Genomic DNA, 26,723 nt, shown 5'->3' with positions numbered 1-26,723 from the left:
ACACCCTGTAGAGAGAGCCTCATGTATGAAAGTCTCCAGTTCTGTTGTAGAAAATAAGCCTCTTTCGTCTCAAACCTTCAGCCAGGACGTGAAGACGCCTTTGGTCAAGGGCGTGGGCGAGCGCAACCTGAGTATTTATCGGCATAGCGATGGCCGCGTCGAGGTGGTGCTGTCACCGCCGCCGCCCGCTCACTTGGTGCTCAGTGGCGGTGGCGCCAAGGGCATTGCCTTTCCCGGGATGGTGCAGGCGCTTGAAGACGCCGACAAACTCAAAGGCGTCAAGGTGGTGTCGGGCTCGTCTGCCGGTGCGATTTCTGCAGCGTTACTCGCCAGTGGCATGGACGCGAAGGCGTTCACGCAGTTGTCGAACAGCCTCGACTTGCCCAGCCTGCTCAATAGCAAAGATCCGATCCTGGCCTGGCTGCAGGATGCCAGTTCCAAACTTGGCAAGCTTGCGGGCAATCTACCTGGCCCGGGCGGCAATATTTCGCAACTGCTGCTGACCCTGCTGCCGCGCCTGCAAACCGAGGGGCAGCCCCTGGAAGAATTGATTCGCAACCAGTCACGTCAATCGATTCTTGCCCATATCGAGCGCATGCCCAAGGCGGACCGCTCGCCTGAAGTCACGCAAATCGCCGACCGGCTCAAAGCCGGAGCCGCGCCCACCTTTCGCGACCTGGAGGTGTTGAGCCGCCATATTCCGGCGATCAAGCAACTGAACATCACGGGCACAGGCATGTTCGACGGTCGTCCACAGTTGGTGGTGTTCAATGCCAGCCTGACGCCAGATATGGACATCGCCCGTGCTGCGCTTATTTCGGGGGCGTTGCCGGGCCTGTTCAAGAGCCCGTCCGAACAGGGCCACGGGTTTCAGGCGGATGCAGAGGTTACGGCGTTTCAAGACGGAGGGCTGCTCCTCAATACCCCTGCCCCCGGTGTCATTGAACGTTCGTTTCCGGAGAGCCCTTTGGGCAAGGACGAATCGCTGATCGTCAAGTTCGAATCCGAGCAGAGCTCACCACCGCGCCAGAGCGGTGGCTTTTTCAGCCATTTGGCTGACAAGTTCACAGGCACGCCGCATACCGCGGCTGAAACCTACCAAGATGACCGGCTCAAGGCGTTTTCGGATCAAACGGTGACATTGCCGTTGAACTCGAACAAAGGCGATTTTCGCGGCCTGCTCAACGGCACCGTCAACTTCACCATGACGCTTGAACAGAAACAGCATTTGCAGGCCCAGGCTCGCCAATCGGTGTCGAGCCACCTGCAAAAGCGTGAACTGACACGTGAGCGCCATGAGTTCGCCTCCCTGGACGATGCTGTGTTGGCGATGGATGATCAAATGCTTGCCAGCGTGCAGGGTGAATTGCGCAAGGACCCCGCCAGCGCAGACGCACTGCGGTTTCGCGATGAGGCGAAACAGGCGTTGGAGGCGTTGGACAGTGCAATTACCGAAGCCAACCAATCCGACACGTCCCTGAAGATTACTCCGAAGATTGCTACGGCCTTACGCAACCTGGACTCTCTCGCCAGCAGGCCCGAGCACATCGAGTGGTTGGGCAAACGTCTGAATACGCCGGGCCAGCGTAATTTCCAGCAGCTTTTACAGGTGGGCGCCAAGCAAAAATCGGGCAGTGTGCCAAGTATGTCCAAGGTATTGAGCAGTGCCGTCGCCGAGATGCAAAGTCGGGATATCGGGGTGAAAGCTGAAAACTTTACGCGGGAGGTCATCTACCCATCGCTGTACCGTCCTGGCCAGCCGGCATCCAACGTTGAGCTGCTGCAACGTGCGGTGCGTGACTTAAAAGAGGCGAAGACGCCACAAGACTTCAATAGCGTGCTCGATGGCATCATCAAATACTATCAAGCGCGCAATAAACCTTGGAGCAAACCCGTGAGTTCCACCACCGTGGAACAGGCCAAGGCGTGGCGCATTCCGGTTTAATTGCCGGGCCATTGAACAGCCATCGTCGCGGCATGTCGTAGCTTCAGGCACCCCTCGGACTTTGGTACATCATGGCCACTCAAGCAGACGGCAAGACCCCCAACCTGTCGCAGGAAGAGCAGCAGGACGTCGACAAGAACCAGCCGCCCCGCGCGGCGGTTCTTCACGAAATCATCCGTACCCAGGGTGACCAGGAGCTGGAGCGCAGTGTCGCCGCCTTATGGTGGTCGGCACTGGCCGCCGGACTCACCATGGGCCTGTCGTTGATGGCGATGGGTTTGCTCAATTCACGCCTGCCGGACGCCGAGGGCTTCAAGGTGATAGCCAGTTTTGGCTATTGCGCGGGGTTTCTGGCGGTGATCCTCGCACGCCAGCAACTGTTCACCGAAAACACCCTGACCGCGGTGCTGCCGGTCATGAGCAAACCCACTCTGGGCAATGCTGCACGTCTGCTACGACTATGGACAGTCGTGCTGGTAGGCAATCTGTGCGGCACTTTGCTGGTGGCTTACGTGATGTTGCATTTACCGATTTTCGATACCAAGACCGACCTGGCCTTTCTTGAAATCGGACGCAAGATCATGGAGAACGATTCTGGCCAGATGTTTGCCAAGGGCATCGTTTCCGGCTGGATGATCGCCACCATGGTGTGGATGATCCCATCAATGGAAAGCGCAAAGATGTGGATCATTATCCTGATCACATACCTGATGGCCCTGGGTGACTTCACGCATATCGTCGTCGGTTCGGCGGAAGTGTCATACCTGGTGTTTGCCGGCGAGCTGCCGTGGAAGGATTTCTGGCTGGTGTTTGCCGGACCGACCCTGGCGGGCAATATCATCGGCGGCAGTTTTATCTTCGCCCTGATCAGCCATGCGCAGATTCGCAGTGAGAGCGGGGCACCCCGCTCTGATAAGCCGGGGCCCGGTGAGCGTCGTGCGAATCGATCCGAATCAGCAAAGGGTGAATGACCGCTGCCCGCATCAGACCTGGACGGGAGGAGCGGCGGGTTCTACCGGCTCCTCACTGTTCGGCGCCCTGAGTTGGCCTTCCCAGCGAGCGATAACCAGTGGCGCAAGCGCATTGCCCAGCACATTGAGCGCCGTCACCGGCATGTCCATCAACCGGTAGACACCGGCGATGATCGCCACCCCCTCCACTGGCAAACCGGCCGCTGTCAAGGTTGCAGTGAGGATGATGAACATGAAGCCCGGCACGCCTGCCGCACCTTTTGATGTCAGCACCATGATCAGCACCAGCATCGCCTGATCAGCCAGGCTCAAATCGATCCCGTAGGCCTGGGCAATGAATAGCGTGCCCAACGCGGCAAATAAAGACGCGCCGTCCAGGTTGAACGAGTACCCCAGTGGAATGACCATGCTGGTGATCGAACGAGGCGCGCCGTAATGCTGCATCTTTTCGATCAGTTGTGGCATTACCGTCGCCGACGCGGCGCTGCTGTAGGCCAGCAACAGCTCGCTGCGGATTTCTCGTATCAAGTGGAAAAAACCGACCCCTACCATGCGCGCCACCAGCCCCAGAACACAGAGCGCAAACAGTGCGACAGCCACATAGGTGATACCGATCAGCTTGATCAGGGGTAGCAAGGCACTGAGACCGAAACTGGCTACCGTCACACCGATCAAGCCGAAGATGCCGATCGGTGAGTAGTGCATAACCAGGTGGGTGACCTTGAACATGGTGTCCGAAACGGTTTGCATGACGGCCACCAGTGGGGCTTTTTGCTGGGGTGGCAGCAGTGATAACGCACAGCCGAACAGGATGGCGAAGAACAAAACCGAGAGCAGCTTGCCCTGTGACATTGCCAGCACAATGTTGTCCGGTACGATGTTAACCAGGACGCGGCCCAGGCTTTGCGCTTCGCCGCTGGTGGTCAAGCCCGTTACCGGTGTCTGCAATGTACTGCTGAAGTCGGCGCCGGCGCCGGGCTGGAACACATTGCCGATGATCAGGCCGAACACGATGGCGATGCTGGTAATCGTGAAGAAATACGTGAATGTCTTGATACCGATGCGACCCAGTGCGCGGGTACTGCCCGCCCCGGCAATGCCGACGACCATGCAGGCAAACACCAGCGGCACGACGATCATCTTCATCAACCGGATGAACAAGTCACCGGCCGGTTGCAGCAGGTTGTCGATAAACCAGGTTTTGTGCTCCGGGAATTGATTGAGCAGGATGCCCACGATCACGCCGGCCGCGAGGCCTATCATGATGCGGGTGACAAGGCTGGAGGATGGTTTTGTACTCATGCTGTAACCCTTTCTTATTGTTTTGGTGAGGGGAGGTCAGTGGGCGAACAGGCCCTCGAAGTCCTTGAAACCCTTGACTTCGATCGGGTTGCCGCTGGGGTCGAGAAAGAACATTGTCCGTTGCTCGCCGGGTTCGCCAGCAAACCGGATCACGGGTGGGATTTCGAAGGTAGTGCCCAGTCGGGTCAGGCGCTCGGCCAATTCCAGCCATTCATCCAGTGGCAGCACCACGCCCAGGTGCGGCATCAGTACATGGTGTTCGCCGACCAGGCCGGTACGTGTGGTCGCAAAGGGTGTACCCACGTGCAGTGAAAGTTGATTGCCGAAAAAGTCGAAGTCGATCCAGGTCGCACTGCAACGGCCTTCCGTGCAGCCCAAAACATCTCGATAAAAAATGCGCGCCTTGTCTAAGTCATAAACATGGTATGCAGCGTGAAAGGGTCTGTGCATGGTGGAATCTCCGAATGTGAGAGTCCCCAGATTAAACAGGCCTTATAAGCGGGTAAAACGTCTTCGCCTTAGTCTGAGCGAAAGGAAAACTGATGGATGTCCGATTCCTGAGAAGCCTGGTCGCTGTGATTGAAACGGGGTCCATAGCCGCCGCAGCGCGCCGCGAAAACCGCACTGCCGCTGCGATCAGCCAGCGGGTCAAGGCGCTTGAGCGCACGCTGGGTTGCACGCTGCTCACGCGCACGGCGCATGCCGCATGGCCCTCGGACCAATGCCTGCGCCTATTACCAAAAATTCAGGCCGTCGTTGAACAAGCGCGCGAGTTGGAGGAATACCTGAGCCGGGACGAGATATCAGGGGAGATCAAGATCGGCGCAATTTCAACGGCGTTGACTGGCGTTTTGCCGGGAGTGATCGAGCGCCTGACGGTGTCGGCACCGAAACTGAGGCTGAAGATCACACCCGGTGACTCCAGGAGCCTCTACGAGAAGTTACTTAACCAGGAGTTGGATGCGGCGATACTTGTCAGGCCGCCGTTTCAACCGCCTAAAGCCTTGTCGATGGACTTGCTGCGCGCCGAGCCATTGATTCTGGTTGCGCCCACCGAATGCAAGACCCAGGCATTTGCCGCCTTGCTGCGCGAACGCCCGTTTATTCGCTACGACGCCCGCTCTTGGGGCGGGCAGATCGCCCAGCGTTTTCTGGATGAGCAGTTCTTCGATCCAGAGGTGTTATGTGAATTGGATGCATTGGAAACCATCCTGATGCTGGTGGCCCAAGGGATGGGGGTGTCGCTGGTGCCGCAGTGGATGGGGATGCCGTGTAACGGGGTCCGGGTTGTGCCGGTTGACGACCAGCAGCGCTATGCGCGAGATCTGGTCGTCATGTACAGCTCGACACCGCGCCGCCCGTTGGCGATGCGGCACCTGCTTGAAATGCTGCGTGGTGCCCTTACTGCGACTGCGTCACGCGCTTTACAACGCGACCAATCGTCAACCCCTGCAGCAGGATCGAAGACAGCACCACGATGTAGGTGATGCTCAGCAACAAGTCGCGCTCCGGGCCCAGGGGCAGCGCCAAGGCCAAGGCCACCGAGACACCGCCACGCAAACCACCCCAGGTCAGGATGCGGATAGTACCGCGCGGTACCGTGCGCCAGCGCCGCAGCAGCAAGATCGCCGGGGCCACCGTCAACAGGCGCGAGAGCAGGATCGCCACAGCGAGCAAACTGGCCGCGAATACGTGCAGCCAGTTGAATGGCAACAGCAGCAACTCCATGCCGATCAGCGCAAACAGCAAGGCGTTGAGCATGTCATCAAGCAGTTCCCAGAAACCATCCAGGTAGCGACGCGTCATGTCGTTCATCGCCAGCTTGCGCCCCAGGTTGCCGATGATCAGCCCCGCGACCACCATTGCAATCGGCGCGGACACGTGCAGTTCCGAAGCCATGGCCGAACCGCCGATCACCAGGGCAAGGGTCAGCATCACTTCGATCTGGTGCTGTTCGATACTCTTGATCATCAGGTACACGAGGTAGCCGATCAGCCCGCCGAATACCACGCCGCCTATGGCCTCGTGGGCAAACAGCAGGGCAGTGGCGCCCACGGTGGGCGTCTCGCCCAACTGCGCGATACCCAACAGCACGGTAAACACCACCACGGCGGTGCCATCATTGAACAGCGACTCGCCGACAATGGTGGTCTTCAGTGGTTTCGACGCATTGGCGGTACGCAGCACGCCGAGCACCGCAATCGGGTCTGTAGGCGAAATCAGCGCGCCGAACAGCAGGCAGTAGAGGAAGCTCACGTGCCAGCCGAACAGGGCGAAGATGTAGTACGCCAGGCTGCCGATCACCACGGTAGCGATCAACACACCAAAGGTGGCCAGCAGGCCGATGGGCCAGCGGTAACTGCGCAAGTCGTTCAAGTTGACATGCAAGGCGCCAGCGAACAGCAGGAACGAGAGCATCCAGTTCATCAGCAAGTCGCCGAAGTCGATCTGGCCGATCAGTTGCTGGATGCGCTCTTCCAGGCCGGGATAGCCGATAAAGCTCAGGCCCTGCAGGATCAGGGAAAAAAGCAGCGCAGTGACCATTACACCGATGGTCGGCGGCAGGCCGATAAAGCGGTAGTTCACATAGGTGAGCAGGGTGGTGAGGCAAATGAAGGCGGCGACAAGTTCGAGCATCCGGGGTCCTTGGAGCAGGGAAATGTAGGCGCATGGGGGGCGCCGAGGTGGCGTTTAGTATAAACAGGTGAAGTTACATCACGAATCAATTGAGGAGGTTCTGGTGGTAGCGACAGCCCTGGTGCTGGTCGCACCCGCTGGATTACCTGGTGTGGCTGACATTGATCAGTGCCTGGCCATTTCCGTTGCTGGCGCTGGTGCGCAAGCGTGCGGCCTTCAGCCTGTTCTGGCGCACTCAATGGCGGTTGGGCCTTAGCGTGGGATTGTGCGTGTTGTTGAGCTACGCTTTGGTGCTTTGGGCCATGCAGTTGGGCTCGATTGCCGAGGCGGCGGCGTCGCGGGAAGTCAGCGTGATCCTGGTGGTGCTGTTCGGCATGCGTTACTTGAAAGAACCTTTTGGCCGTCCACGGCTCATAGCTTGTGGGTTGGTGCTGATCGGCATGTTCGTGATGAAACTCTAACCGTCGGATAAATCCAAAAAAGGAATGAGTGATGACAGTCGCTTTCTGGTGTGTGTTGATCGCAATTTTTCTGCCCTATCTATGCACGGGTGTCGCCAAGTTCAGCACGGGCAAGTTCGGAGCTCGGCACAACCACGACCCGCGTGCTTTCCTCGATACCGTTGAGGGCGTCGCCAAGCGCGCCAACAATGCGCAACTCAACAGCTTTGAAGTGACCCCGGCGTTTGCCGCGGCGGTGGTCATTGCGCACATGGCCGGCAACGCCGAACTGGTGACGATCAATGTGCTGGCGGTGCTGTTTATCACCAGCCGCCTGCTGTACATCATTTGCTACCTGGCCGATTGGGCGATTTTGCGTTCGCTGGTGTGGGCCGTGGGAATGGCGTTGATTGCGAGTTTCTTCTTTGTCTCGATCTAACGCCTGATGCAAATCCTTTGTGGGAGAGGGGCAAGGCGAATCGTCGCACCGCCCCTCCCACATTTCATTATCAGCGTCTGTCAGGTGCCGGCGGGGGCATCGGGTACTTGCGGCAGCGCCGCGCCTTTGGGCCACAGCATCCAGATTTGCCCTTGTTGTTTCATATTTCCTGCCAGCTCTCCCGCCGCATCACCTGTGCCCCAGAACAAGTCTGCCCGTACTTCGCCGGTGATTGCGCCGCCGGTGTCCTGGGCCGCGACAGGTCTGGTGATCGATGAACCATCGGGTTTGGTGGTCGACAACCACAATAGGCTACCCAGCGGGATGACCTTGCGGTCCACTGCCACGCTGTAGCCGGCGGTCAATGGCACGTTCAGCGAACCGCGTGGGCCTTCGTTACTGTCGGGGCGTGCGCTGAAGAATACGTAGCTGGGGTTGCTCGCCAGCAGTTCGGGAATGCGCTGCGGATGTGCCTTGGCCCAGGCGCTGATGGCGCCCATGGTCACCTCTTCTTTTTTCAGCTCGCCTTGCTCTACCAGCCAACGGCCGATTGGGCGGTACGGGTAGCCGTTCTGGTCGCCGTAACCTACGCGCAGTTGGCGCCCTCCCGCCAGTTGGATACGCCCTGAGCCCTGGATTTGCAGGAATTGCAGGTCCATTGGGTCGGTCAGCCAGGCGATCGGCTTGGCAGTGGAGCCCTGGCTGTTGACGGTGCTTGCGTCGTCATAAGGCTTGAGCACCCGACCTTCCAGGCGTCCACGCAGGCGCTTGCCTTTAAGCTCCGGGTAGATACTTTCGAGGTTGACGATAATCAAGTCATCCGGCACGCCGTAGACCGGCACATGGGCGGTAGCGGTTTTGGTCAGGCTGCCGGGGTAGACCGGCTCGTAATAACCGGTGATCAAACCATTGGGTGTGTTGTTGGCCGAACGCAAGCCGAAGACATCGAGGTGTTCCTTGAGAAAGCCGCGAACCGCCACGGCATCGCCCGGTACGCTGGCCGCTGCCGCGCAGGTGGTGCCCCATACCGGGTCGGCTTTGAGGCGCTGGCAGGCGCTGCGCCAGGATTCAAAACCGGCCAGCAAATCGCTGTCGGAGACCACCGGCAAGGCTTCCCAAGGTGCGCTCACATAGGTGGCGACCGCATGGGGTTTGGCTTCTTCTTTGGCGACCTCTTTGCCGGCATCTTTACCTGCATCGCAGCCGGCCAGCAGTGCGATCATTGGCAGAGCCCACGCGAGTCGGCGGCTCCAGGGTTTCGCGGTGATATTCATGTAAGCATTTCCTGAAGCGATTACCCATGCTTCATTGCATTCGGGCAACCCTTATTATTAATAGGGCTATTGGTCTTTGCGGGCGGGGCGAGGATACTGGCCGCCGTTTCCCGTGACCTGAAGCCATCATGATTCTAAAAAAACTGACCGTTGTACTGCTGGCCTGCCTGGCCTTGTCCGCCTGTGGCGGTGTTGACCCCAATTCCCCACTGGGCCAACGCAAGGCGATCTTCAAGCAGATGCTCAAGACCGGCGAAGACCTGGGCGGGATGTTGCGCGGGCGTATCCCGTTCGACGGTGCCAGGTTTGCAGAAGGCGCGGTCAAGCTGGATGCGTTGTCCCATGAGCCGTGGAAGCACTTCCCAAGCGTGCGCGAAGAAGATCACACCAGCGCCAAGGACGACGTGTGGCAGAAACAGGCGCAGTTCCAGCAACTGGCCCGCGACCTTGAGGCGGCCACCGGTGAATTGGTGATCGCCAGCCAAGTGCAACCCTACAAGGCCAGTAACCTTCAGCCGGCGGTGCAAAAAGTCGAAGACGCCTGTAGTGCCTGCCATAAACAGTTCCGCGATCACTGATCGTTTTTACTGGTCGAGTTCTTCCACCGCGTCCTGTAGTTCTTTGCGCGACTCGGCCAGTTTGTCCTTACGCTTGTTGATCTTGTCCGGATCGCCTTTTTTCATGGCCTTGTCGAGGTCGGCCTGACGGCGGGAGACTTCGTGCTTGGCGTCGAGCACCTTGTTTTCACGTTCTTTTTTCAAGGTGGCGTCGGTGCAGTTGGCGGTGACTTCGCTCAGGGCTTTTTCCAGGCCGGCCTGTTGGGCGCTGTTACCGTGGGCCTTGGCTTGTTCGATCTGGGTGCTGATGGCCTGGCGCTTGGCGGCGCAGCCGGTGAGCGGCTGCGCTTCTTCAGCGGCCAGCAGTGGCATGGTTGTGAAACTTGCGAGGGTCAGCAAGGCAAAGGGGGCGAGAAATTTCATCTATAAAGCTCCAAGGTCGCAATCAGGTGGCCGGGTGGCGTTCAAAACCCATCTATCCCGGCCTCGCGTAATGTTTCAGCCAAGGCTTGCACCTGCGGGTCGCGAAAAAACGCGCTCAGTTGCGCTGCACGACCCGGGCCGATGCCGTCTGAGGCCAGCCAGGCTTGGGTGTCTTTGGCGGCCAGCGTCTGCCAGTCGCCCTCCAGGTTGTTGCGCGCCGCTGGCGGTACGCCCAAGGCCTTGAGCCATTGTGAAAAAGGGCGTTGCCGGGCGTTGTTAAAACTGTCGAGCACTCGCTCACGAGTGCGATCACCGAAGCCCTCAATGGTAGCAAGCTGCGCCGCATCCAGGGTTAACCAATCGAGAAAGCCTGCGATTAGACCGGCCTGGATCAATATGTTCCAGGTTTCACGGCCCATATGTGGCAAGGCCAGGCCCTGTTTGCCGCTCAGCCAGGTGAGGCGGGCGAGTAATTGATCTTCGCAGCCGGGCTCCATTTGCCAGCAACTCAGGGCGTGAAAATCGCGAGGGTTGGGTAGCTGCATGTCCACACGGGTTTCGTTGCGCAGGATCACCTCGTCCAGTCGGGGAATGACCTGGCCCGCCAGGCTGATCGACACATGGTCGCCGGGGCGGATATCCAGGGCTTGCCAGCGTTTCAGGGAGCCGGCGCTGACCCGGCTGATCTGCCGATCATCCAGCCACACGGGTTCCAGTTCTAGGATGGGGGTGATGCGCCCGGTGCGACCGATCCTGAATTGCACCTTACGCACCAGTGCCAGGGCTTTGATGGCTGGATACTTCCAGGCGACCATCCAATAAGGCGCACTGGCTTGCCAGCGCTCGGCGGGTGCCCGTGCAGCCTGGTGCAGCACCACGCCATCGCTGGCGAAGGGCAGCGGTGCGTTGTACCAATGCGTGCGCCAATGAGTGGCTTCGCTGATGTGCTCAATGGGGTGGCTATAACGCTGTGTATCGCTGAAGCCCCAGCGCGTCAGGGTGGCCAGGCGCTCGGTGAAGTCCACCGGACCGTCAGGCCAGGCCCAGACGAACAAGCCGATGCCTGCCGCCTCAGCGTCGCTCAATTGTCGCCGGTTCATCAGGCCGGCCACTTTGCTGCGCGCATTGAGCCCACCGTTTATCGCTTGCACATGGTGATCAAGGCGCCAGTAAAGTTCGCCTTGCAGCACCACATCAATCGCGTCTGGCAGCTGTTGGACGATACCGGGGATCCTGGCGGCCGAGGCCGACCAATCGTGGCCCAGCACGCCATCGCCTCGGCTGATGAGTTGCTGCAAGCGGCCCTCGCGATAGACGAGCGTCACCGCCACCCCATCGACCTTGGGTTGGATCCATACATCCTGGCGGGTGCTGAGCCACTCCTTGACTGCCGGTTCGTCTGGCAGCTTTTCCAGGCCGGTGTGCGCGACTGGGTGCCGTAACGTGCCGCGTGAACTGGCCAGCGGGTTGTCCGCTTTCGGCGTGGCTTGGCGTGTGCATTCACGCCATTGCGCCAGGCGCTGGCGGGCCTGGTCGTAGAGTTCGTCACTGATGGGGGATTGGCCCTGGCGGTGGTAACTGTCGTCCCACTGGCTGATCTGCCTGGCCAAGCTGTCGAGTTGCAGGTGAGCGTGATCGGGGCACGTTTCTGCCCACGTCCAGCTGGATAAAACACTGAGAAAAAAAGCCATGAACTTATGCATCATGAGCATCCTTGCTCGAAAAGGGAGCCCAGCCTAAGTCATCCAGGCGCCCACAAAAAAGCCCCGATTGCTCGGGGCTTTTTACCGGGTGTTTCTGTATACAGCGCGAACGCTTACAGGCCGGCAGCGATACGCAGGTCGTTGGCTCGGTCGGTTTTTTCCCAGGTGAAGGTGCTGAAGGTGTCATCGCCAACAGTCTTCTGCGCAGGGGTACGGCCGAAGTGGCCGTAGGCTGCGGTTTCCTGATACATCGGGTGCAGCAGGTCGAGCATGGTGGTGATTGCGTAGGGGCGCAGGTCGAAGATTTCACGCACCAGCTTGACGATTTTCTCGTCGCTGATCTTGCCGGTGCCGAAGGTGTTCAGCGAGATCGACGTAGGCTGCGCCACGCCAATAGCGTAGGAAACCTGAATTTCGCAGCGCTCGGCCAGGCCGGCAGCCACGATGTTCTTGGCCACATAACGACCGGCATAAGCGGCCGAACGGTCAACCTTGGACGGGTCTTTACCCGAGAACGCGCCACCGCCGTGACGGGCCATGCCGCCGTAACTGTCGACGATGATCTTGCGACCAGTCAGGCCGCAGTCGCCCACGGGGCCGCCGATGATGAACTGTCCGGTCGGGTTGATGTGGAACTGGGTGTCCTTGGTCAGCAACTCGGCAGGCAGCACGTGCTTGACGATCAGCTCCATCACGCCTTCGCGCAGGTCGGCGTAGGACACGTCCGGGTTGTGCTGTGTCGACAGCACAACGGCGTCGATACCCACGACTTTGCCGCCTTCGTAACGGCAGGTCACCTGGGACTTGGCGTCCGGGCGCAGCCAAGGCAATACCCCGGATTTACGTGCTTCGGCCTGGCGTTGCACCAACTGGTGCGAGAAGGTGATCGGCGCCGGCATCAGCACGTCGGTTTCATTGCTGGCGTAGCCGAACATCAGGCCCTGGTCGCCGGCGCCCTGATCTTCAGGCTTGGCACGGTCTACACCCTGGTTGATGTCAGGCGATTGCTTGCCGATGATGTTCATCACGCCGCAGGTCGCGCCGTCGAAGCCGACGTCGGAGCTGTTGTAGCCAATGTCGGTGATCACGTCACGAACGATCTGCTCCAGGTCGACCCAGGCTGTAGTGGTGACTTCACCGGCGATGATCGCCACGCCCGTTTTCACCAGCGTCTCGCACGCCACGCGGGCGAACTTGTCTTCAGCGATGATAGCGTCCAGCACCGCGTCAGAGATCTGGTCGGCGATTTTGTCCGGATGCCCTTCAGACACGGACTCGGAGGTGAAAAGGGAGTATTCGCTCATCTCGATGTTTTCCTGATATTTACCGATGGTGAGTGTCGCCAGCCGGCCGCTGAAAATGGCGGACCTGAATCTGGAAACCATTACGTAAACCTACATAGAGGCTTTCCCCGGGAACGAGTCCCGCAGCGGTGGCCCAACGGGCCAGATCGTCCTGTTCAAAACCCAGCCAGAGATCACCGCAGGCCTCCTTGGCCCAATTCTGGTTGTGGCTGCATAAATCCGTAACCAGCAGGCTACCGCCGGGGTGCAGCAACCCGGCCATTTGCTTGAGGGCATCGGCCGGTGCGGCGAAATGGTGCAAGACCATGTTCAGCACCACGCAATCGGCCCGCAGGCCGGTGTCACCCAGGGCGTCGGCCAACTGCAGGCGCACATTGCCCAAGGCTTCGCGCTCACAGAGCTGGCGCGCCAGATCCAGCATCGCCGGGCTGTTGTCCAGCGCCGTGACCTGCACGAAGCGGCGCGCCAATTCCGGCAGGAAACCGCCGTCGCCAGGGCCGACTTCCAGGGCCGTGGCCTCAGTACTGAAGCTCAGCTTGTCCAACAGCGCCAGTACGCTTTCGCGGTATTGGGGCAAGCCGGCGATCAGGTCCTGCTGGGCGCGAAACTTGTCGGCAACCCGGGAGAAAAAGTCCTGGCTGGCGGCGGCGCGTTGCCCGTGGACCTGGCCGATGCGCGACTGTACGTCGCTCGGCAGGCCCAGGTTATCCACTTCCTCAAGCAAGGCGGCGTGCAGTTTGCCGCCCAGCTGTTCGGTATGGGGCAGGGCGCGGCGGTAAAAAATCGCATTACCTTCGCGGCGCGTGGCGACCAGGTCGGCCTGGGCCAGCACCTTCAAGTGGTGGCTCATGCCGGATTGGCCGATGGCGAAGATCTGCGCCAGTTCCAGCACCCCGAACGAATCGTTGGCCAGTGCGCGCAATACGTTCAGGCGCAACGGATCACCTGCAGCCTTGCAAAGGGCTGCCAGTTCATCGCCGTCGTCAGGACGTAGGGAGGGCACGGGTAGGTTCATAAGGCCAGCAGTCTAGTGACGGGTGTAAATCCCTGCAAGGTCAATATCAAAAAGTTTTGATATTGATCGATAAGTGGCGGTTATAAGCCGCCGCTATAACCTTTAGACGAACCAGTTAAAGGTTTCTGCAACCTATTGCCGTTCAAACCACAGGAAAAACACCCTCAAGTGACTATCTGTCATTGCCCGCAGGCGGTGGCTGAGGGAAAATGCCGGTCCTTTTTTCCGTTTCTTTATAAGTAAACTCCAGGAGATCAGCGATGCCCAGCCGTCGTGAGCGTGCCAACGCCATTCGTGCCCTCAGCATGGATGCCGTGCAAAAAGCCAACAGCGGCCATCCCGGTGCCCCGATGGGCATGGCGGATATCGCCGAGGTACTTTGGCGTGACTACCTGAAACACAACCCGAGCAACCCGTCGTTCGCCGACCGTGACCGCTTCGTGCTGTCCAACGGCCACGGCTCGATGCTGATCTATTCGCTGCTGCACCTGACCGGCTACGACGTCACCATCGACGACCTCAAGAGCTTCCGTCAGCTGCACAGCCGCACCCCCGGTCACCCGGAATTCGGCTACACCCCAGGCGTGGAGACCACTACCGGTCCCCTGGGTCAGGGCCTGGCCAACGCTGTCGGCTTCGCGCTGGCTGAAAAAGTTCTGGGCGCGCAATTCAACCGCCCTGGCCACGACATCGTCGACCACCACACCTATGTGTTCCTGGGTGATGGCTGCATGATGGAAGGCATCTCCCACGAAGTCGCCTCCCTGGCCGGCACCCTTGGCCTGGGCAAGCTGATTGCCTTCTACGATGACAACGGCATTTCCATCGACGGCGAAGTCGAAGGCTGGTTCACCGACGACACCCCCAAGCGTTTCGAAGCCTACAACTGGCAGGTGATCCGCAACGTCGACGGCCACGATCCGGAAGAAATCAAGATCGCCATCGACACCGCTCGCAAGAGCGCGCAGCCAACCCTGATCTGCTGCAAGACCACCATCGGTTTCGGCTCGCCGAACAAGCAAGGTAAAGAAGACTGCCACGGCGCCCCACTGGGTGACGCGGAAATCGCCCTGACCCGTGAAGCGCTGAAGTGGAACCACGGCCCGTTTGAAATCCCGGCCGACATCTATGCCGAATGGGACGCCAAGGAAAAAGGCCTGGCCACCGAAGCCGAATGGGACCAGCGTTTCGCTGCCTACTCCGCCGAATTCCCGGAACTGGCCAACGAGCTGGTACGCCGTCTGGCCGGTGACCTGCCTGCCGACTTCTCGGCAAAAGCCTCGGCCTACATCGCCGAAGTCGCGGCCAAGGGCGAGACCATCGCCAGCCGTAAAGCCAGCCAGAACACCCTGAACGCCTTTGGCCCGCTGCTGCCTGAGATCCTCGGCGGTTCGGCCGACCTGGCCGGTTCCAACCTGACCCTGTGGAAAGGCTGCAAAGGTGTCTCGGCAGAAGATGCCAGCGGCAACTACATGTACTACGGCGTGCGCGAGTTCGGCATGAGCGCCATCATGAACGGCGTGTCCCTGCACGGCGGCCTGGTGCCATACGGCGCGACCTTCCTGATGTTCATGGAATACGCCCGTAACGCCGTGCGCATGGCCGCACTGATGAAGAAGCGTGTGATCCATGTGTACACCCACGACTCCATCGGCCTGGGTGAAGACGGCCCGACGCACCAGCCGGTCGAGCAACTGACCAGCCTGCGTACCACGCCGAACCTGGACTGCTGGCGCCCAGCCGACGCGGTCGAATCCGCCGTGGCCTGGAAGCACGCCATCGAGCGCAAGGACGGCCCATCGGCGCTGATCTTCTCGCGCCAGAACCTGCAACACCAGGTGCGTACCGACGCGCAGATCGCCGACATCAGCCGTGGTGGTTATGTGCTCAAGGACTGCATCGGCGAGCCGGAGCTGATCCTGATCTCCACCGGTTCCGAAGTGGGCCTGACCGTTCAGGCCTACGACAAGCTGACCGCCCAGGGCCGCAACGTTCGCGTTGTATCCATGCCATGCACCAGCGTGTTCGAAGCCCAGGACGCCGGCTACAAGCAATCGGTGTTGCCGCTGCAGGTCAGCGCGCGTATCGCCATCGAAGCGGCTCACGCTGACTACTGGTACAAGTACGTGGGCCTGGAAGGCCGCGTGATCGGCATGACCACCTATGGTGAGTCGGCGCCGGCACCAGCGTTGTTCGAAGAGTTCGGTTTCACCCTGGAAAACATCCTGGGTCAGGCTGAAGAGTTGCTGGAAGACTAAGTCAGTCTGCGTTGTCTGCACTGGCGCTATCGCGGGCAAGCCCGCTCCCACATTTGGATCGCGGTCTAATGTGGGAGTGGGCTTGCCCGCGATGGCGTCAGAACATTCAACACCGAACTAACCTTGATCGAGAACCCCATGCCCCAACCGCGTCCCTACAAAGTTGCACTCAACGGCTACGGCCGCATTGGTCGTTGCGTCTTGCGTGCTCTGTTCGAGCGAGGGGCGGCAGCCGGGTTTGAAATTGTTGCAATCAACGATCTGGCCGACATGGCCAGCATCGAATACCTGACACGCTTTGACTCCACCCACGGGCGCTTTCCCGGCGAAGTGCGAGTCGACGGCGATTGTCTGCATATCAATGGCAACTGCGTACAAGTGTTGCGCAGTGCCACCCCCGAAGGCATCGACTGGAAAGCACTGGGCGTCGACCTGGTGCTGGAATGCTCCGGTGTCTATAACACCCGTGCCGATGGCCAGCGTTTTCTCGACGCCGGTGCGCCGCGTGTGCTGTTTTCACAGCCGATGGCCAGCGAGGCGGATGTCGACGCCACCATTGTCTATGGCATCAACCAGGATTGCCTGACCGGTGATGAGCTGCTGGTGTCCAACGCTTCGTGTACCACCAACTGCAGCGTGCCATTGTTGCGCCTGCTGGATCAGGCGATCGGCCTGGATTATGTGTCGATCACCACGATTCACTCGGCGATGAACGACCAGCCGGTGATCGACGCCTATCACCACGAAGACCTGCGCCGCACGCGTTCGGCGTTCCAGTCAGTGATTCCGGTGTCCACAGGCTTAGCTCGCGGCATCGAGCGACTGTTGCCGGAACTTGCCGGGCGAATCCAGGCCAAAGCCGTACGGGTGCCGACGGTAAACGTGTCTTGCCTGGATATCACCATGCAAACCGTCAGCGACACCGATGCGACGGAGGTCAACCGGATACTGCGTGACGCCGCCACCAGCGGCCCGCTCAAAGGCCTGCTGGCCTACACCGAGTTGCCCCACGCCAGTTGCGATTTCAACCATGACCCGCATTCGGCGATTGTCGATGCCAGCCAGACTCGCGTTTCCGGCCCCAGGCTGGTGAACATCCTGGCCTGGTTCGACAACGAATGGGGTTTTGCCAACCGAATGCTGGATGTTGCGGAACATTATCTGCACATCGCCTCTAAACAACCTCAACAGTAATTCAGGAACTGCGACCCATGACCGTGTTGAAGATGACCGACCTCGATCTGCAAGGTAAACGCGTACTGATCCGCGAAGACCTCAACGTCCCAGTCAAGGACGGTGTTGTCACCAGCGATGCGCGAATCCTGGCCTCGCTGCCGACCATCAAGCTGGCCCTGGAAAAAGGCGCGGCCGTGATGGTTTGCTCCCACTTGGGTCGCCCGACCGAAGGTGAGTTCTCTGCCGAAAACAGCCTCAAGCCTGTCGCCGAGTACCTGAGCAAGGCCCTGGGCCGTGACGTGCCACTGGTCGCAGACTACCTGGGCGGCGTGGACGTGAAAGCCGGTGACATCGTGCTGTTCGAAAACGTGCGCTTCAACAAGGGCGAGAAAAAGAACAGCGACGAACTGGCCCAGCAATATGCCGCCTTGTGCGATGTGTTCGTGATGGACGCTTTCGGCACTGCTCACCGCGCCGAAGGTTCGACCCACGGTGTGGCCAAGTTCGCCAAGGTTGCCGCTGCCGGCCCACTGCTGGCTGCTGAGCTGGATGCGTTGGGCAAGGCCCTGGGCGCTCCGGCCCAGCCAATGGCGGCCATCGTTGCCGGCTCCAAGGTCTCCACCAAGCTGGATGTACTCAATAGCCTCAGCCAGATCTGCAACCAGTTGATCGTCGGCGGCGGCATCGCCAACACCTTCCTGGCCGCAGCCGGCCACCCGGTGGGCAAGTCCCTGTACGAACCGGACCTGCTGGATACCGCCCGCGCCATCGCCGCCAAAGTCAGCGTGCCATTGCCGGTGGACGTGGTCGTTGCCAAAGAGTTCGCTGAAAGCGCCGAAGCCACCGTCAAGCTCATCGCTGACGTGGCCGCTGACGACATGATCCTGGACATCGGCCCGCAAACCGCGGCCAACTTCGCCGAACTGCTCAAGGCATCCCAGACTATCCTGTGGAATGGCCCGGTAGGCGTGTTCGAGTTCGACCAGTTCGGCAACGGCACCAAAGTGCTGGCCAAAGCTATTGCTGAAAGCTCGGCCTTCTCCATCGCCGGCGGCGGTGACACCTTGGCGGCCATCGATAAATATGGCGTTGCTGATCAGATCTCCTACATTTCTACCGGTGGCGGCGCCTTCCTCGAATTCGTCGAGGGCAAGGTTTTGCCAGCCGTGGAAGTGCTGGAAACCCGAGCCAAGGGCTAAGGCTCGCGTGATCAGGAAAAGGAGTGTTCCCATGATCAAGTCGTTGGCACTGGTGATCGCAGCGGGCTTGTTGGCCGGCTGCAGCGGCACACCCAGCGCGGCGCCGGAGGCGGACAACGCCAAGGCTCCGTTGAACAAAAGCTGTTACCAGGCTGACTGGCAAGCCGAGACCATGCCGGTGATCAACAAGCGCATCGGCAACGAACGGCTGGAGAAATACGACTCCGCGCCCAACGGTCAGGAACAGGGTTGCCCTTGACGGGTCTGATCCACTAACCAACAGCAACGGCGGCCCCAGGTCGCCCTGCGAGGATTGGCAATGAAAGGCGTTTTCGCCCTGGCAGCCCTGGCCCTGTTGGCCGGTTGCAGCAGCATGAACATGTTCAGCAAGGCCGCAGAGCCTGCCGACAAGTGGACCACCTGGACCTGCGACAGTAAGGCCGAGATCAACTGGCGCTTCGCCAACCAGGCCCGTTCCGAAGTGGATGTACGCCTCGGCGGTTCGGACCAGGTTTACCGTCTCAAGCAAGAGGTAGCCGCCTCCGGCGTGCTGTATAGCGACGGCCAGTTGGCGTTTCACACCAAAGGTGAGGAAGGCCTGGTGTACTGGGTTGCCACCGATGATTTGATTGGGCGCGGCTGCAAAGCCAACTGAACCCAACAGCAATAACGATTCAGCAGCTCAAGCTTAACCCCTTGATCTGCAATAACTTGAATAGCAGCCGCCGCTACGGCAGGCTTGCACGATTAACGACCCTCGACCGGGAGAGACAACACAATGGCACTTATCAGCATGCGTCAAATGCTGGACCACGCAGCCGAGTTCGGCTACGGCGTCCCAGCCTTTAACGTCAACAACCTTGAGCAGATGCGCGCCATCATGGAAGCCGCTGACAAGACCGACTCCCCTGTGATCGTCCAGGCTTCGGCCGGTGCGCGCAAATACGCCGGTGCCCCGTTCCTGCGTCACCTGATCCTTGCAGCCATCGAAGAATTCCCACATATCCCGGTGTGCATGCACCAGGACCACGGCACCAGCCCTGACGTGTGCCAGCGCTCCATCCAGCTGGGCTTCAGCTCGGTGATGATGGATGGCTCCCTCGGCGAAGACGGCAAGACCCCAACCGACTACGAGTACAACGTACGCGTCACCCAACAAACTGTGGCCATGGCTCATGCCTGCGGCGTGTCGGTCGAAGGCGAGCTGGGCTGCCTGGGTTCGCTTGAAACCGGCATGGCCGGCGAAGAAGACGGCATCGGCGCCGAAGGCGTGCTGGATCACAGCCAGATGCTGACCGACCCGGAAGAAGCGGCCGACTTCGTCAAGAAGACCCAGGTCGACGCCTTGGCCATCGCCATCGGCACCAGCCACGGCGCCTACAAGTTCACCAAGCCACCTACCGGCGACGTGCTGGCTATCGACCGCATCAAGGAAATCCACAAGCGCATCCCCAACACCCACCTGGTGATGCACGGCTCTTCCTCGGTCCCGCAAGAGTGGCTGGCGATCATCAACCAGTACGGCGGCGACATCAAAGAAACCTACGGCGTACCGGTTGAAGAAATCGTCGAAGGCATCAAGTACGGCGTGCGCAAGGTCAACATCGACACCGACCTGCGCCTGGCCTCCACTGGCGCAATGCGTCGCCTGATGGCCACCAACCCGAGCGAGTTCGACCCACGTAAATTCTTCGGTGCCACCGTGACCGCAATGCGCGACGTGTGTATTGCTCGCTACGAAGCGTTTGGTACTGCGGGTAATGCTTCGAAGATCAAGCCGATCTCGTTGGAAGCGATGTACCAGCGGTATTTGAAGGGTGAGTTGAACGCTAAGGTGAACTAAGCCTCAAGTGTTAATAAAAAGCCCGCAGCGATGCGGGCTTTTTTATGGACACCATTTAATCAACTTGCAGGTGACGCGCCGAAACCACGGTGTTCAATGACTCGAAACACATCACTCACGTCCTGCACCAGAATGCGGGCAGTATTGGCCACGTTGTTCAGGTCTCGCTCGGCGAAATCCGGCAGGCTGGAGCAAGCCATCAGGTTTAGGTGTTCGAGAGCGGCATTGAGACGTTCGCGCAGGCAGGCGTGGAGGTCGAGCAGTGGGGCTTCGCTGTCGATCAACAGCACGGGGTAGTCGGTGGCGGTTTCGGTGCAGGGGGTGAAACGGCGGGGTGGTAGTTGTTGGGTCATGGTGAATCCTTAACTCGAAAGAAGATTGACCATCGTTTGCTGCGAAACAAATTAGGTGGCAGCTGTACGCGGGTTCGCAGACCGAGGAGTTAAGACCCGGCAGACCCGAAGGTCTCCCACGCACAGCCGCCATAACAAAGACGGCCGTCGGCAAGAATACCGGGGCTGTTTTTGACGGGTGCGGTTTTAACTCTGTAGGGCTGCGAAACCCTATCGCTGATCAACGCCGGCGACGGGGCGAGCTATAAGCGGCGAGTTGGCTGACCGCAACGGTCCTGTAGGACGAACACCAGGCCCTCAGGCCACACAGGCCAAATGTGGGAGGGGGCTTGCTCCCGATTGCGGTGGGTCAGTCACAGCTATTGGAGCTGACACACCGCTATCGGGAGCAAGCCCCCTCCCACAGGGGATTTAATCGTCTGGATTTATCGGGGAATGATCCTTGGGCTTGTCGGACGTTGCCTACTCGAAATAGGCTAATCCATTCACTCGTGATCAATATCCAACTTCGCAAACGTCACCCGCGCGCCTTCCTTGCTGTCCCCACTGTTGTCCTGCACATACACCCCCGCCTTGAAGTACAACGGCTTGTCGCCCCAGGCAGCGCCAATGCGTTCATTCCACTCGCTGTCGGCCGCGTACACGCTGAGCAGCCCGGCTTTATTGAGATTAATAACGTAGGTGAAGCTCTTCTCCAGCGGCACGTCGGAGGCGACGATGATGACCTGGCTCTCGGAATCGTCCGGGCGCATGCGCACCTTGGCGACGATGTTGCCGGTCTGGGTTTTTTCCTTGAACTGGTACTCCAGCTTGATCAGTGGTTTCTGGCTGTCATAGGCGTGGATCTGGCCGATGACGACTTTGCCAGAGGTGGGTACCTGGTTGACCGTGAGGGTGGCGCGCAGGAAGTTGTCGGCCTCGGGGTAGGTCCAGTTGCGCAGGCGCCCGTCGGCGTAGGTTTCGCGCAGTTCGCTGCGTGGGTAAATGGCGTTTTCGGTGCGGGTGCCGGTCACGGGGGTCCAGAACTGCACATCGCTGCCTTCGGCCTGGAAGTATTGATCGTTGAAGCCACTCAGCAGCCTTGGGGTGTCGATGGTCGTGGGCGGGGAGCCGACCGGAATGCTCAGGTTCCAGGTGGAGAGGTCGATCATGGTGTTGGCCTTTTACAGAGGGTGAAAACGTTGGCCCAGAGGCCTTACCGGTTCTTTATAGGCGGTGCTGGTGCAATTGTTAAACAATCGCTGGCAATTAATTGGCGTCAGAGGAATGCCAAAAAGCCATGTTGCCCATGAGCCGCGGGCTGCAGGGCCTTACCGTTAGTCGGCTTCCTGGCTTTTGTTTCAATGAGGGCATCCACGTCACTTCTGCTTTTTTGGAACCGAGGCTAGAGTGAGCCCTCAGTATTTATCCGGGTTTGGTAACAGAACTGACCGGTGCAGCTCCCCAAGGAAGAGACGTAGCATGGATTGCGCTCCACACCCAGGCGATGCCAGTTCGGTCCTTTTGGTGGTCGATGACTACCCGGAAAATCTCGTCAGCATGCGTGCGCTATTGCAGTGTGAAGACTGGCGGGTAATGACCGCCGCTTCCGGCCTGGAAGCCTTGGAATTGCTGCTGGCCCACGACGTCGACCTGGTGTTGCTGGACGTGCGCATGCCCGGTATGGATGGCTTCGAGGTGGCACGTCTGATGCGTGGCAGCCAACGCACGCGCATGACGCCGATTATCTTCCTGACAGCCACTGCCCATTCACCCGATGCGGTACTTGAAGGGTATGCCAGCGGTGCGATCGACTACCTGTTCAAGCCGTTTGACCCACTTATCCTCAAGCCCAAGGTGCAGGCGTTGCTGGATCACCAGCGTAATCGCCGCGCTTTGCAGCGCCTGAGCCATGACCTGGAACTGGCCCGCGCCTTTAATGCCTCGGTGCTGGATAACGCCGCCGAGGGCATTCTGGTGGTGGGCGAAACCAGTGTGATCGAGTACGCCAACCCGGCCATTTCGCGGCTGCTCAATGCCACGATGGCCGAGTTGCAGGGGGAGAGTTTCCTCAGTTTTCTGCAAAAACCTCATGTGCCCACTTGGCTGGGCTTCCCGATGTACGAGGCGTATCGCAAGGGCCAGACGTGGCGCCAGCACGATGCCATTTTGCGTACTGGTCGCGGGCAGCAGGTGCCGGTGGCGTTATCCTGCGCGCCCTTGCCTGCCGAGCAGCAGGCGATGGTGGTGACAGTGCTGGACATGTCTGAAGTGCGCCACCTGCACCAGCAGCTGGAGTTCCAGGCCGTGACCGACCCGTTGACCGGGCTGCTGAACCGGCGGGGTTTTCATCAGGCGGTGGAGAATACGTTGCTGCGCGGCGAACGCAGCGAGCAGGCGCTGGTACTGCTGTATCTGGACCTTGATGGCTTCAAGCGGGTCAACGATACGTTGGGCCACGACGCCGGTGATCGCGTGCTGCGTTGGGTGTCTGAACAAATGCAGGCATGTCTGCGTTCCTACGACATTCTCGGACGCATTGGCGGGGACGAGTTCACCGCCTTGCTGGAGCTTGAGTTCCCCGAACAGGCTGCGAAGATCGCGGAAAAGCTGATCGAGCGAGTGTCTGTGTGCCAGCAGGTCGACGGTCTGGATGTGATGCTCGGCGTCAGTATTGGCATTGCGACGTTTCCGGATTGCGGCTCGGACCTGAGCGGTCTGTTACGGGCAGCAGATATCGCTATGTACGAAGCCAAGCGCGCCGGACGTCAGCAGTATCGTTACTACGACCAGGAAATGAACGGCCGCGCCCGTTCGCGGCTGATGCTCGAAGACAGCGTACGCACAGCCATTGCGAACAAGGATTTCACCTTGGTGTACCAACCCCAGATGTGCCTGGAGGATGGGCGTCTGCGCGGTGTCGAAGCACTGTTGCGCTGGCAGCATCCGAGTGTCGGCGATGTGCCACCAGGTTTGTTTTTGCCGTTGTTGGAAGAGGCGCGCTTGATCAGCCAGTTGAGCACCTGGATCTACCAGCAAGTCGCTGCTCAGCGCCAGGCCTGGCAAGCTACCTTCGACCCTGAGCTGGTGCTGAGCGTGAGCCTGAGCAGCAGCCAGTTCAATATGCCCAACCTGGCCAACCAACTGCAGCAGGTACTGGAGCGACATGGGCTGCGTGGGCGGCAGTTGGAGGTGGAAATCGGTGAAGACTGCCTGATGAATAATCTTGAGGAGTCGACCAAACAGTTGCAGTTACTGCGCCGCATTGGCGTGCGTATAGCCCTGGATGACTTTGGTGCTGGCCACTGCTCCCTGGCCCATTTGCGCGATCTTGCGTTCGACACCCTCAAGCTTGACCCGCAGTTGGTGGCGCGCCTGCCAGGCTCGTCGCGGGATGCCGCAATGGCACGCAGCATCATCCAGTTGTGTGGGCATTTTGATGTGTTGGTGATCGCTGAAGGCGTAGAGACCCTTGAGCAAACAGAATGGCTCAAGGCCAATGGCTGCACGTATATCCAGGGGCCGTGGGCGGCGTTGCCGTTGATGGCCGAGGACGTTGCAGGCTGGTCGTACCCTCGCGTGCGTTGAATTCGCTACACTGGCGCCCGTCCCATTTGCGTTGCATACCCCATGACTGCGTTGAAATACCTCCAGGCCTATCCCGCTGCGCTTCAGGAGCAAGTGCGTCAACTGATCGCCAAGGACCAGTTGGGTGCCTATCTGGAGCAGCGTTACCCCGAACGCCACGCCGTGCAGAGCGACAAGGCGCTGTATGCCTACGCGCTGGCCTTGAAGCAGGAACACCTGCGCAACGCGCCGTCCATCGACAAGGTGCTGTTCGATAACCGGCTGGACCTGACTCATCGCGCCTTGGGTTTGCACACCACGATTTCCCGGGTACAGGGCGGTAATCTCAAGTCCAAGAAAGAGATTCGCATCGCTTCGCTGTTCAAGGAGGCCGCCCCGCAGTTTCTACGCATGATCGTGGTGCATGAACTGGCGCACTTCAAGGAATCGGACCACAACAAGGCGTTCTACAAACTCTGCCAATACATGATGCCGGACTACCATCAGGTGGAATTCGACCTGCGGGTATACCTGACCTGGCGAGATTTGCAGGGCAAGCCCTAACCACAAGGCGACAGACCATGGATGTGAGCAAGACCAAAAGCAGCTTCTATCGCCGCCTGTATGTGGCGTATTTGATCGACAGCCAGTTGGCCAGCAGCGTCCCGGCGCTGACCGAGGCCACTGGCATGCCACGGCGCACGGCCCAGGACACGATTGCGGCGTTGGCTGACCTGGATATCGTGTGCGAGTTTGAGCAGGAAGAGGGGGCGCGTAATCACGCTGGGCATTATCGGATTCGTGATTGGGGTGCGATTGACCGGGGGTGGATCGCGGCCAATCTTGCGATGATCAAGCAGGTGTTGGGTTACCCCTGACACAGGTGGTGGCTGGGCTGGCACTATCGGGGGCAAGTCGAATCGTCGCACCGCCCCCGATGAGGCCATCAAGCCCGCCGCATACCAATATGTGGAATATCGTCTTCCAGGTATTCCTCGCCCGCCACTACGAACCCATAGCGCCCGTAATACCCCTGCAAATGCGCCTGGGCCGAGAGAAAAATCGGCATTTCTGGCCAGATACTCTCAATGCGCTTGAGCGCTTCCTCCATCATTTGATGCCCCAGCCCGGTGCCCCGTGCCACCTTTGCTACGATGACGCGGCCGATCACTACGTCGTCGCCCTGGGACTCAGGGTCCAGTAACCGCAGGTAGGCCACCAGCTCATCATCTTGCCAGGCCATCAAGTGGTGGGTATCGCCCGCCAGATCCTGGCCGTCGATGTCCTGGTAAACGCATTGTTGCTCGACGACGAAGACCTCGTTGCGCAGGCGCAGGATGGCGTACAGCTGTTCCTTGCCCAAGTCGTCGTGATGTTTGCAGACCCAATCAACCGTCATGATGTGTGCTCGTATAAAGACGTGCCAAGAATAGTAAGCGCGGCGGGCGCTGGTGTCTAAAATGGTAATTTTGTGAATGGCATCAATTTGCCATCATTCGGCGCGGGCACCGCGGGTTTCTTTGTGTAATCTGCAGTGCACTCTCATTGATGAGCTACTGTTATCAGGCCACTGCCTGCCCGCCAAGGACTTTGAGCATGCCGCGATTGACTCGTGCCGTTGCTTTGATCGCCGTGTTGTTACTGGCCCAACCGGTGTTGGCACAACGCCTGCGCCTGGTGGCGGATAGCTGGCCGCCGTTTACCGATGCCACCCTGATCAATGGCGGCCTGGCCACGGATATCGTCAGCACGGCCCTGGCCCGTGCGGGGTATGCCAGTGATTTTGACCAGGTGCCTTGGGCTCGCGCCTTGAAAGGGGTGGGGGACGGACGCTACGACGTGCTGATCAACGCCTGGTACGACGAGGCCCGTACGCAGTTGGGGCAGTTTTCCGGCGAGTATTTGCTTAACCGTGTGCGCTTTCTCAAGCGTAGCGACGATCCCATTGCTTATCGCAACCTGACAGAACTGCACGACGAAACGATCGCCGTGGTGCGCGGTTACGCCTACTCGGCAGCGTTTGACCAAGACACGCTGTTGCAGAAAGTGCCGGTGCACAACTTTGCCATGGCCGTGCGCATGTTGGCGGCCCGGCGCGTGCGGTTGACGCTGGAGGATGAATACGTAGCGCGTTACTACCTGGCGCGGGAATCGCCGCGGGTGCGCAATGCCGTGGCGTTTGTGGGCGAGCCCTTGAGCCAGAACAGCTTGCATATCCTGGTCAGCCTGAAGAACCCCGAACACGCGCAGATTGTTGCCGGTTTTGATCGGGAGATTGCGCGGATGAAGGCGGATGGCAGTTATGCGCGGTTGATGAAGGCGCATGGGATGTAGCGGC

26 protein-coding genes and 1 pseudogene are annotated in these 26,723 nt (G+C 59.7%); 16 read left to right on the top strand and 11 right to left on the bottom strand.

Going from position 1 to position 26,723, the window contains the following annotated elements:
* Positions 1–25: 25 nt before the first annotated feature.
* Positions 26–1,945, top strand: coding sequence for a patatin-like phospholipase family protein (locus FW800_RS19170; protein ID WP_446438244.1), 1,920 nt, complete (start codon positions 26–28; stop codon positions 1,943–1,945).
* 71 nt (positions 1,946–2,016) lie between these two features.
* Complete coding sequence (locus FW800_RS19165; RefSeq protein WP_248129998.1) at positions 2,017–2,916, top strand: formate/nitrite transporter family protein; 900 nt, start codon at positions 2,017–2,019, stop codon at positions 2,914–2,916.
* Between the two features lie 12 nt (positions 2,917–2,928).
* Here FW800_RS19165 and FW800_RS19160 read toward each other — a convergent pair whose 3' ends face one another.
* The gene (locus tag FW800_RS19160; RefSeq protein ID WP_446438271.1) at positions 2,929–4,179 is read right to left on the bottom strand and encodes a cation:dicarboxylate symporter family transporter; all 1,251 of its coding nucleotides are present in this window, start codon (positions 4,177–4,179) and stop codon (positions 2,929–2,931) included.
* A 75-nt stretch (positions 4,180–4,254) separates the two neighbouring features.
* Complete coding sequence (locus FW800_RS19155; protein ID WP_446438243.1) at positions 4,255–4,668, bottom strand: VOC family protein; 414 nt, start codon at positions 4,666–4,668, stop codon at positions 4,255–4,257.
* 92 nt (positions 4,669–4,760) lie between these two features.
* On the opposite strand from FW800_RS19155, the gene FW800_RS19150 reads away from it, so the two are divergent.
* Positions 4,761–5,705 carry a LysR family transcriptional regulator gene (locus tag FW800_RS19150; RefSeq protein ID WP_446438242.1) on the top strand — a complete coding sequence of 315 codons (945 nt, stop codon included), beginning with the start codon at positions 4,761–4,763 and terminating at the stop codon, positions 5,703–5,705.
* Here FW800_RS19150 and FW800_RS19145 read toward each other — a convergent pair.
* Positions 5,620–6,855 carry a cation:proton antiporter gene (locus tag FW800_RS19145; RefSeq protein ID WP_446438241.1) on the bottom strand — a complete coding sequence of 412 codons (1,236 nt, stop codon included), beginning with the start codon at positions 6,853–6,855 and terminating at the stop codon, positions 5,620–5,622. The two genes, FW800_RS19150 and FW800_RS19145, sit on opposite strands and share 86 nt — an antisense overlap.
* Before the next feature lie 125 nt (positions 6,856–6,980).
* On the opposite strand from FW800_RS19145, the pseudogene FW800_RS19140 reads away from it, so the two are divergent.
* Together FW800_RS19140 and FW800_RS19135 are read left to right on the top strand one after the other, a co-directional pair.
* Positions 6,981–7,316: pseudogene (locus tag FW800_RS19140) on the top strand (EamA family transporter); the annotation flags it as partial.
* A 31-nt stretch (positions 7,317–7,347) separates the two neighbouring features.
* Positions 7,348–7,734, top strand: coding sequence for an MAPEG family protein (locus tag FW800_RS19135; protein WP_032878985.1), 387 nt, complete (start codon positions 7,348–7,350; stop codon positions 7,732–7,734).
* An 80-nt stretch (positions 7,735–7,814) separates the two neighbouring features.
* Here the strand turns inward: FW800_RS19135 and mltA are convergent, their stop codons facing one another.
* Positions 7,815–9,008 carry a murein transglycosylase A gene (gene mltA, locus FW800_RS19130; RefSeq protein ID WP_446438240.1) on the bottom strand — a complete coding sequence of 398 codons (1,194 nt, stop codon included), beginning with the start codon at positions 9,006–9,008 and terminating at the stop codon, positions 7,815–7,817.
* Between the two features lie 128 nt (positions 9,009–9,136).
* Between mltA and FW800_RS19125 the strand changes: the two genes are divergently transcribed.
* Entirely contained in the window at positions 9,137–9,586 is a 450-nt protein-coding gene (locus FW800_RS19125) for a c-type cytochrome (RefSeq protein ID WP_005792207.1), read from the top strand.
* 6 nt (positions 9,587–9,592) lie between these two features.
* Here the strand turns inward: FW800_RS19125 and FW800_RS19120 are convergent, their stop codons facing one another.
* The 4 genes from FW800_RS19120 to FW800_RS19105 form a co-directional block, all read right to left on the bottom strand.
* A complete protein-coding gene (locus FW800_RS19120) occupies positions 9,593–9,988 on the bottom strand; it encodes a DUF1090 domain-containing protein (protein WP_446438239.1) in 396 nt (131 codons plus the stop codon).
* 41 nt (positions 9,989–10,029) lie between these two features.
* Entirely contained in the window at positions 10,030–11,694 is a 1,665-nt protein-coding gene (ligB, locus tag FW800_RS19115; protein WP_446438238.1) for an NAD-dependent DNA ligase LigB, read from the bottom strand.
* A gap of 110 nt (positions 11,695–11,804) precedes the next feature.
* Positions 11,805–12,995 carry a methionine adenosyltransferase gene (metK, locus tag FW800_RS19110; RefSeq protein ID WP_032878996.1) on the bottom strand — a complete coding sequence of 397 codons (1,191 nt, stop codon included), beginning with the start codon at positions 12,993–12,995 and terminating at the stop codon, positions 11,805–11,807.
* A gap of 19 nt (positions 12,996–13,014) precedes the next feature.
* A complete protein-coding gene (locus FW800_RS19105) occupies positions 13,015–14,010 on the bottom strand; it encodes an ArsR/SmtB family transcription factor (protein ID WP_446438237.1) in 996 nt (331 codons plus the stop codon).
* 260 nt (positions 14,011–14,270) lie between these two features.
* On the opposite strand from FW800_RS19105, the gene tkt reads away from it, so the two are divergent.
* The 6 genes from tkt to fba all read left to right on the top strand — a co-directional run bounded on the left by tkt (position 14,271) and on the right by fba (position 20,486).
* The gene (tkt, locus tag FW800_RS19100) at positions 14,271–16,268 is read left to right on the top strand and encodes a transketolase (protein WP_005792201.1); all 1,998 of its coding nucleotides are present in this window, start codon (positions 14,271–14,273) and stop codon (positions 16,266–16,268) included.
* A 138-nt stretch (positions 16,269–16,406) separates the two neighbouring features.
* Positions 16,407–17,462, top strand: a complete 1,056-nt coding sequence (gene epd / locus FW800_RS19095; RefSeq protein ID WP_103734253.1) for an erythrose-4-phosphate dehydrogenase — start codon at positions 16,407–16,409, stop codon at positions 17,460–17,462.
* Positions 17,463–17,479: 17 nt separating this feature from the next.
* Positions 17,480–18,643, top strand: coding sequence for a phosphoglycerate kinase (locus FW800_RS19090; RefSeq protein ID WP_032879003.1), 1,164 nt, complete (start codon positions 17,480–17,482; stop codon positions 18,641–18,643).
* A 31-nt stretch (positions 18,644–18,674) separates the two neighbouring features.
* A complete protein-coding gene (locus tag FW800_RS19085) occupies positions 18,675–18,902 on the top strand; it encodes a hypothetical protein (protein ID WP_005792197.1) in 228 nt (75 codons plus the stop codon).
* A gap of 60 nt (positions 18,903–18,962) precedes the next feature.
* Complete coding sequence (locus FW800_RS19080) at positions 18,963–19,298, top strand: MliC family protein (protein ID WP_446438236.1); 336 nt, start codon at positions 18,963–18,965, stop codon at positions 19,296–19,298.
* A gap of 123 nt (positions 19,299–19,421) precedes the next feature.
* Positions 19,422–20,486 (top strand): class II fructose-bisphosphate aldolase, encoded by a 1,065-nt coding sequence (gene fba / locus FW800_RS19075; RefSeq protein WP_003177554.1) that lies wholly within the window; start codon positions 19,422–19,424, stop codon positions 20,484–20,486.
* Positions 20,487–20,545: 59 nt separating this feature from the next.
* Here fba and FW800_RS19070 read toward each other — a convergent pair whose 3' ends face one another.
* On the bottom strand, positions 20,546–20,839 hold the full coding sequence (locus tag FW800_RS19070; protein WP_446438235.1) for a fructose-bisphosphate aldolase: 294 nt from the start codon (positions 20,837–20,839) through the stop codon (positions 20,546–20,548).
* Positions 20,840–21,324: 485 nt separating this feature from the next.
* Positions 21,325–21,990, bottom strand: coding sequence for a polysaccharide lyase family 7 protein (locus tag FW800_RS19065; RefSeq protein WP_446438234.1), 666 nt, complete (start codon positions 21,988–21,990; stop codon positions 21,325–21,327).
* 310 nt (positions 21,991–22,300) lie between these two features.
* On the opposite strand from FW800_RS19065, the gene FW800_RS19060 reads away from it, so the two are divergent.
* Genes FW800_RS19060 through FW800_RS19050 form a run of 3 tightly spaced genes read left to right on the top strand, consistent with a single transcriptional unit; the run spans position 22,301 to position 25,263 of the window.
* Positions 22,301–24,406: a putative bifunctional diguanylate cyclase/phosphodiesterase gene (locus tag FW800_RS19060; protein ID WP_446438233.1), complete on the top strand. Its 2,106-nt coding sequence runs from the start codon at positions 22,301–22,303 to the stop codon at positions 24,404–24,406.
* Positions 24,407–24,448: 42 nt separating this feature from the next.
* Positions 24,449–24,949, top strand: a complete 501-nt coding sequence (locus FW800_RS19055) for a M48 metallopeptidase family protein (RefSeq protein ID WP_032879017.1) — start codon at positions 24,449–24,451, stop codon at positions 24,947–24,949.
* 17 nt (positions 24,950–24,966) lie between these two features.
* Positions 24,967–25,263, top strand: coding sequence for a winged helix-turn-helix domain-containing protein (locus FW800_RS19050; RefSeq protein WP_005792184.1), 297 nt, complete (start codon positions 24,967–24,969; stop codon positions 25,261–25,263).
* A gap of 68 nt (positions 25,264–25,331) precedes the next feature.
* Here the strand turns inward: FW800_RS19050 and FW800_RS19045 are convergent, their stop codons facing one another.
* The gene (locus FW800_RS19045; protein WP_103735277.1) at positions 25,332–25,784 is read right to left on the bottom strand and encodes a GNAT family N-acetyltransferase; all 453 of its coding nucleotides are present in this window, start codon (positions 25,782–25,784) and stop codon (positions 25,332–25,334) included.
* Between the two features lie 197 nt (positions 25,785–25,981).
* Between FW800_RS19045 and FW800_RS19040 the strand changes: the two genes are divergently transcribed.
* Positions 25,982–26,719, top strand: a complete 738-nt coding sequence (locus tag FW800_RS19040) for a substrate-binding periplasmic protein (protein WP_032879022.1) — start codon at positions 25,982–25,984, stop codon at positions 26,717–26,719.
* The last annotated feature ends 4 nt before the right edge of the window (positions 26,720–26,723 follow it).

The sequence above is a fragment of the Pseudomonas sp. 910_23 genome (genome assembly GCF_052850795.1).
The sequence above is the reverse complement of the archived record's forward strand: the minus strand, read 5'-3'. Positions and strand labels throughout refer to the sequence as shown.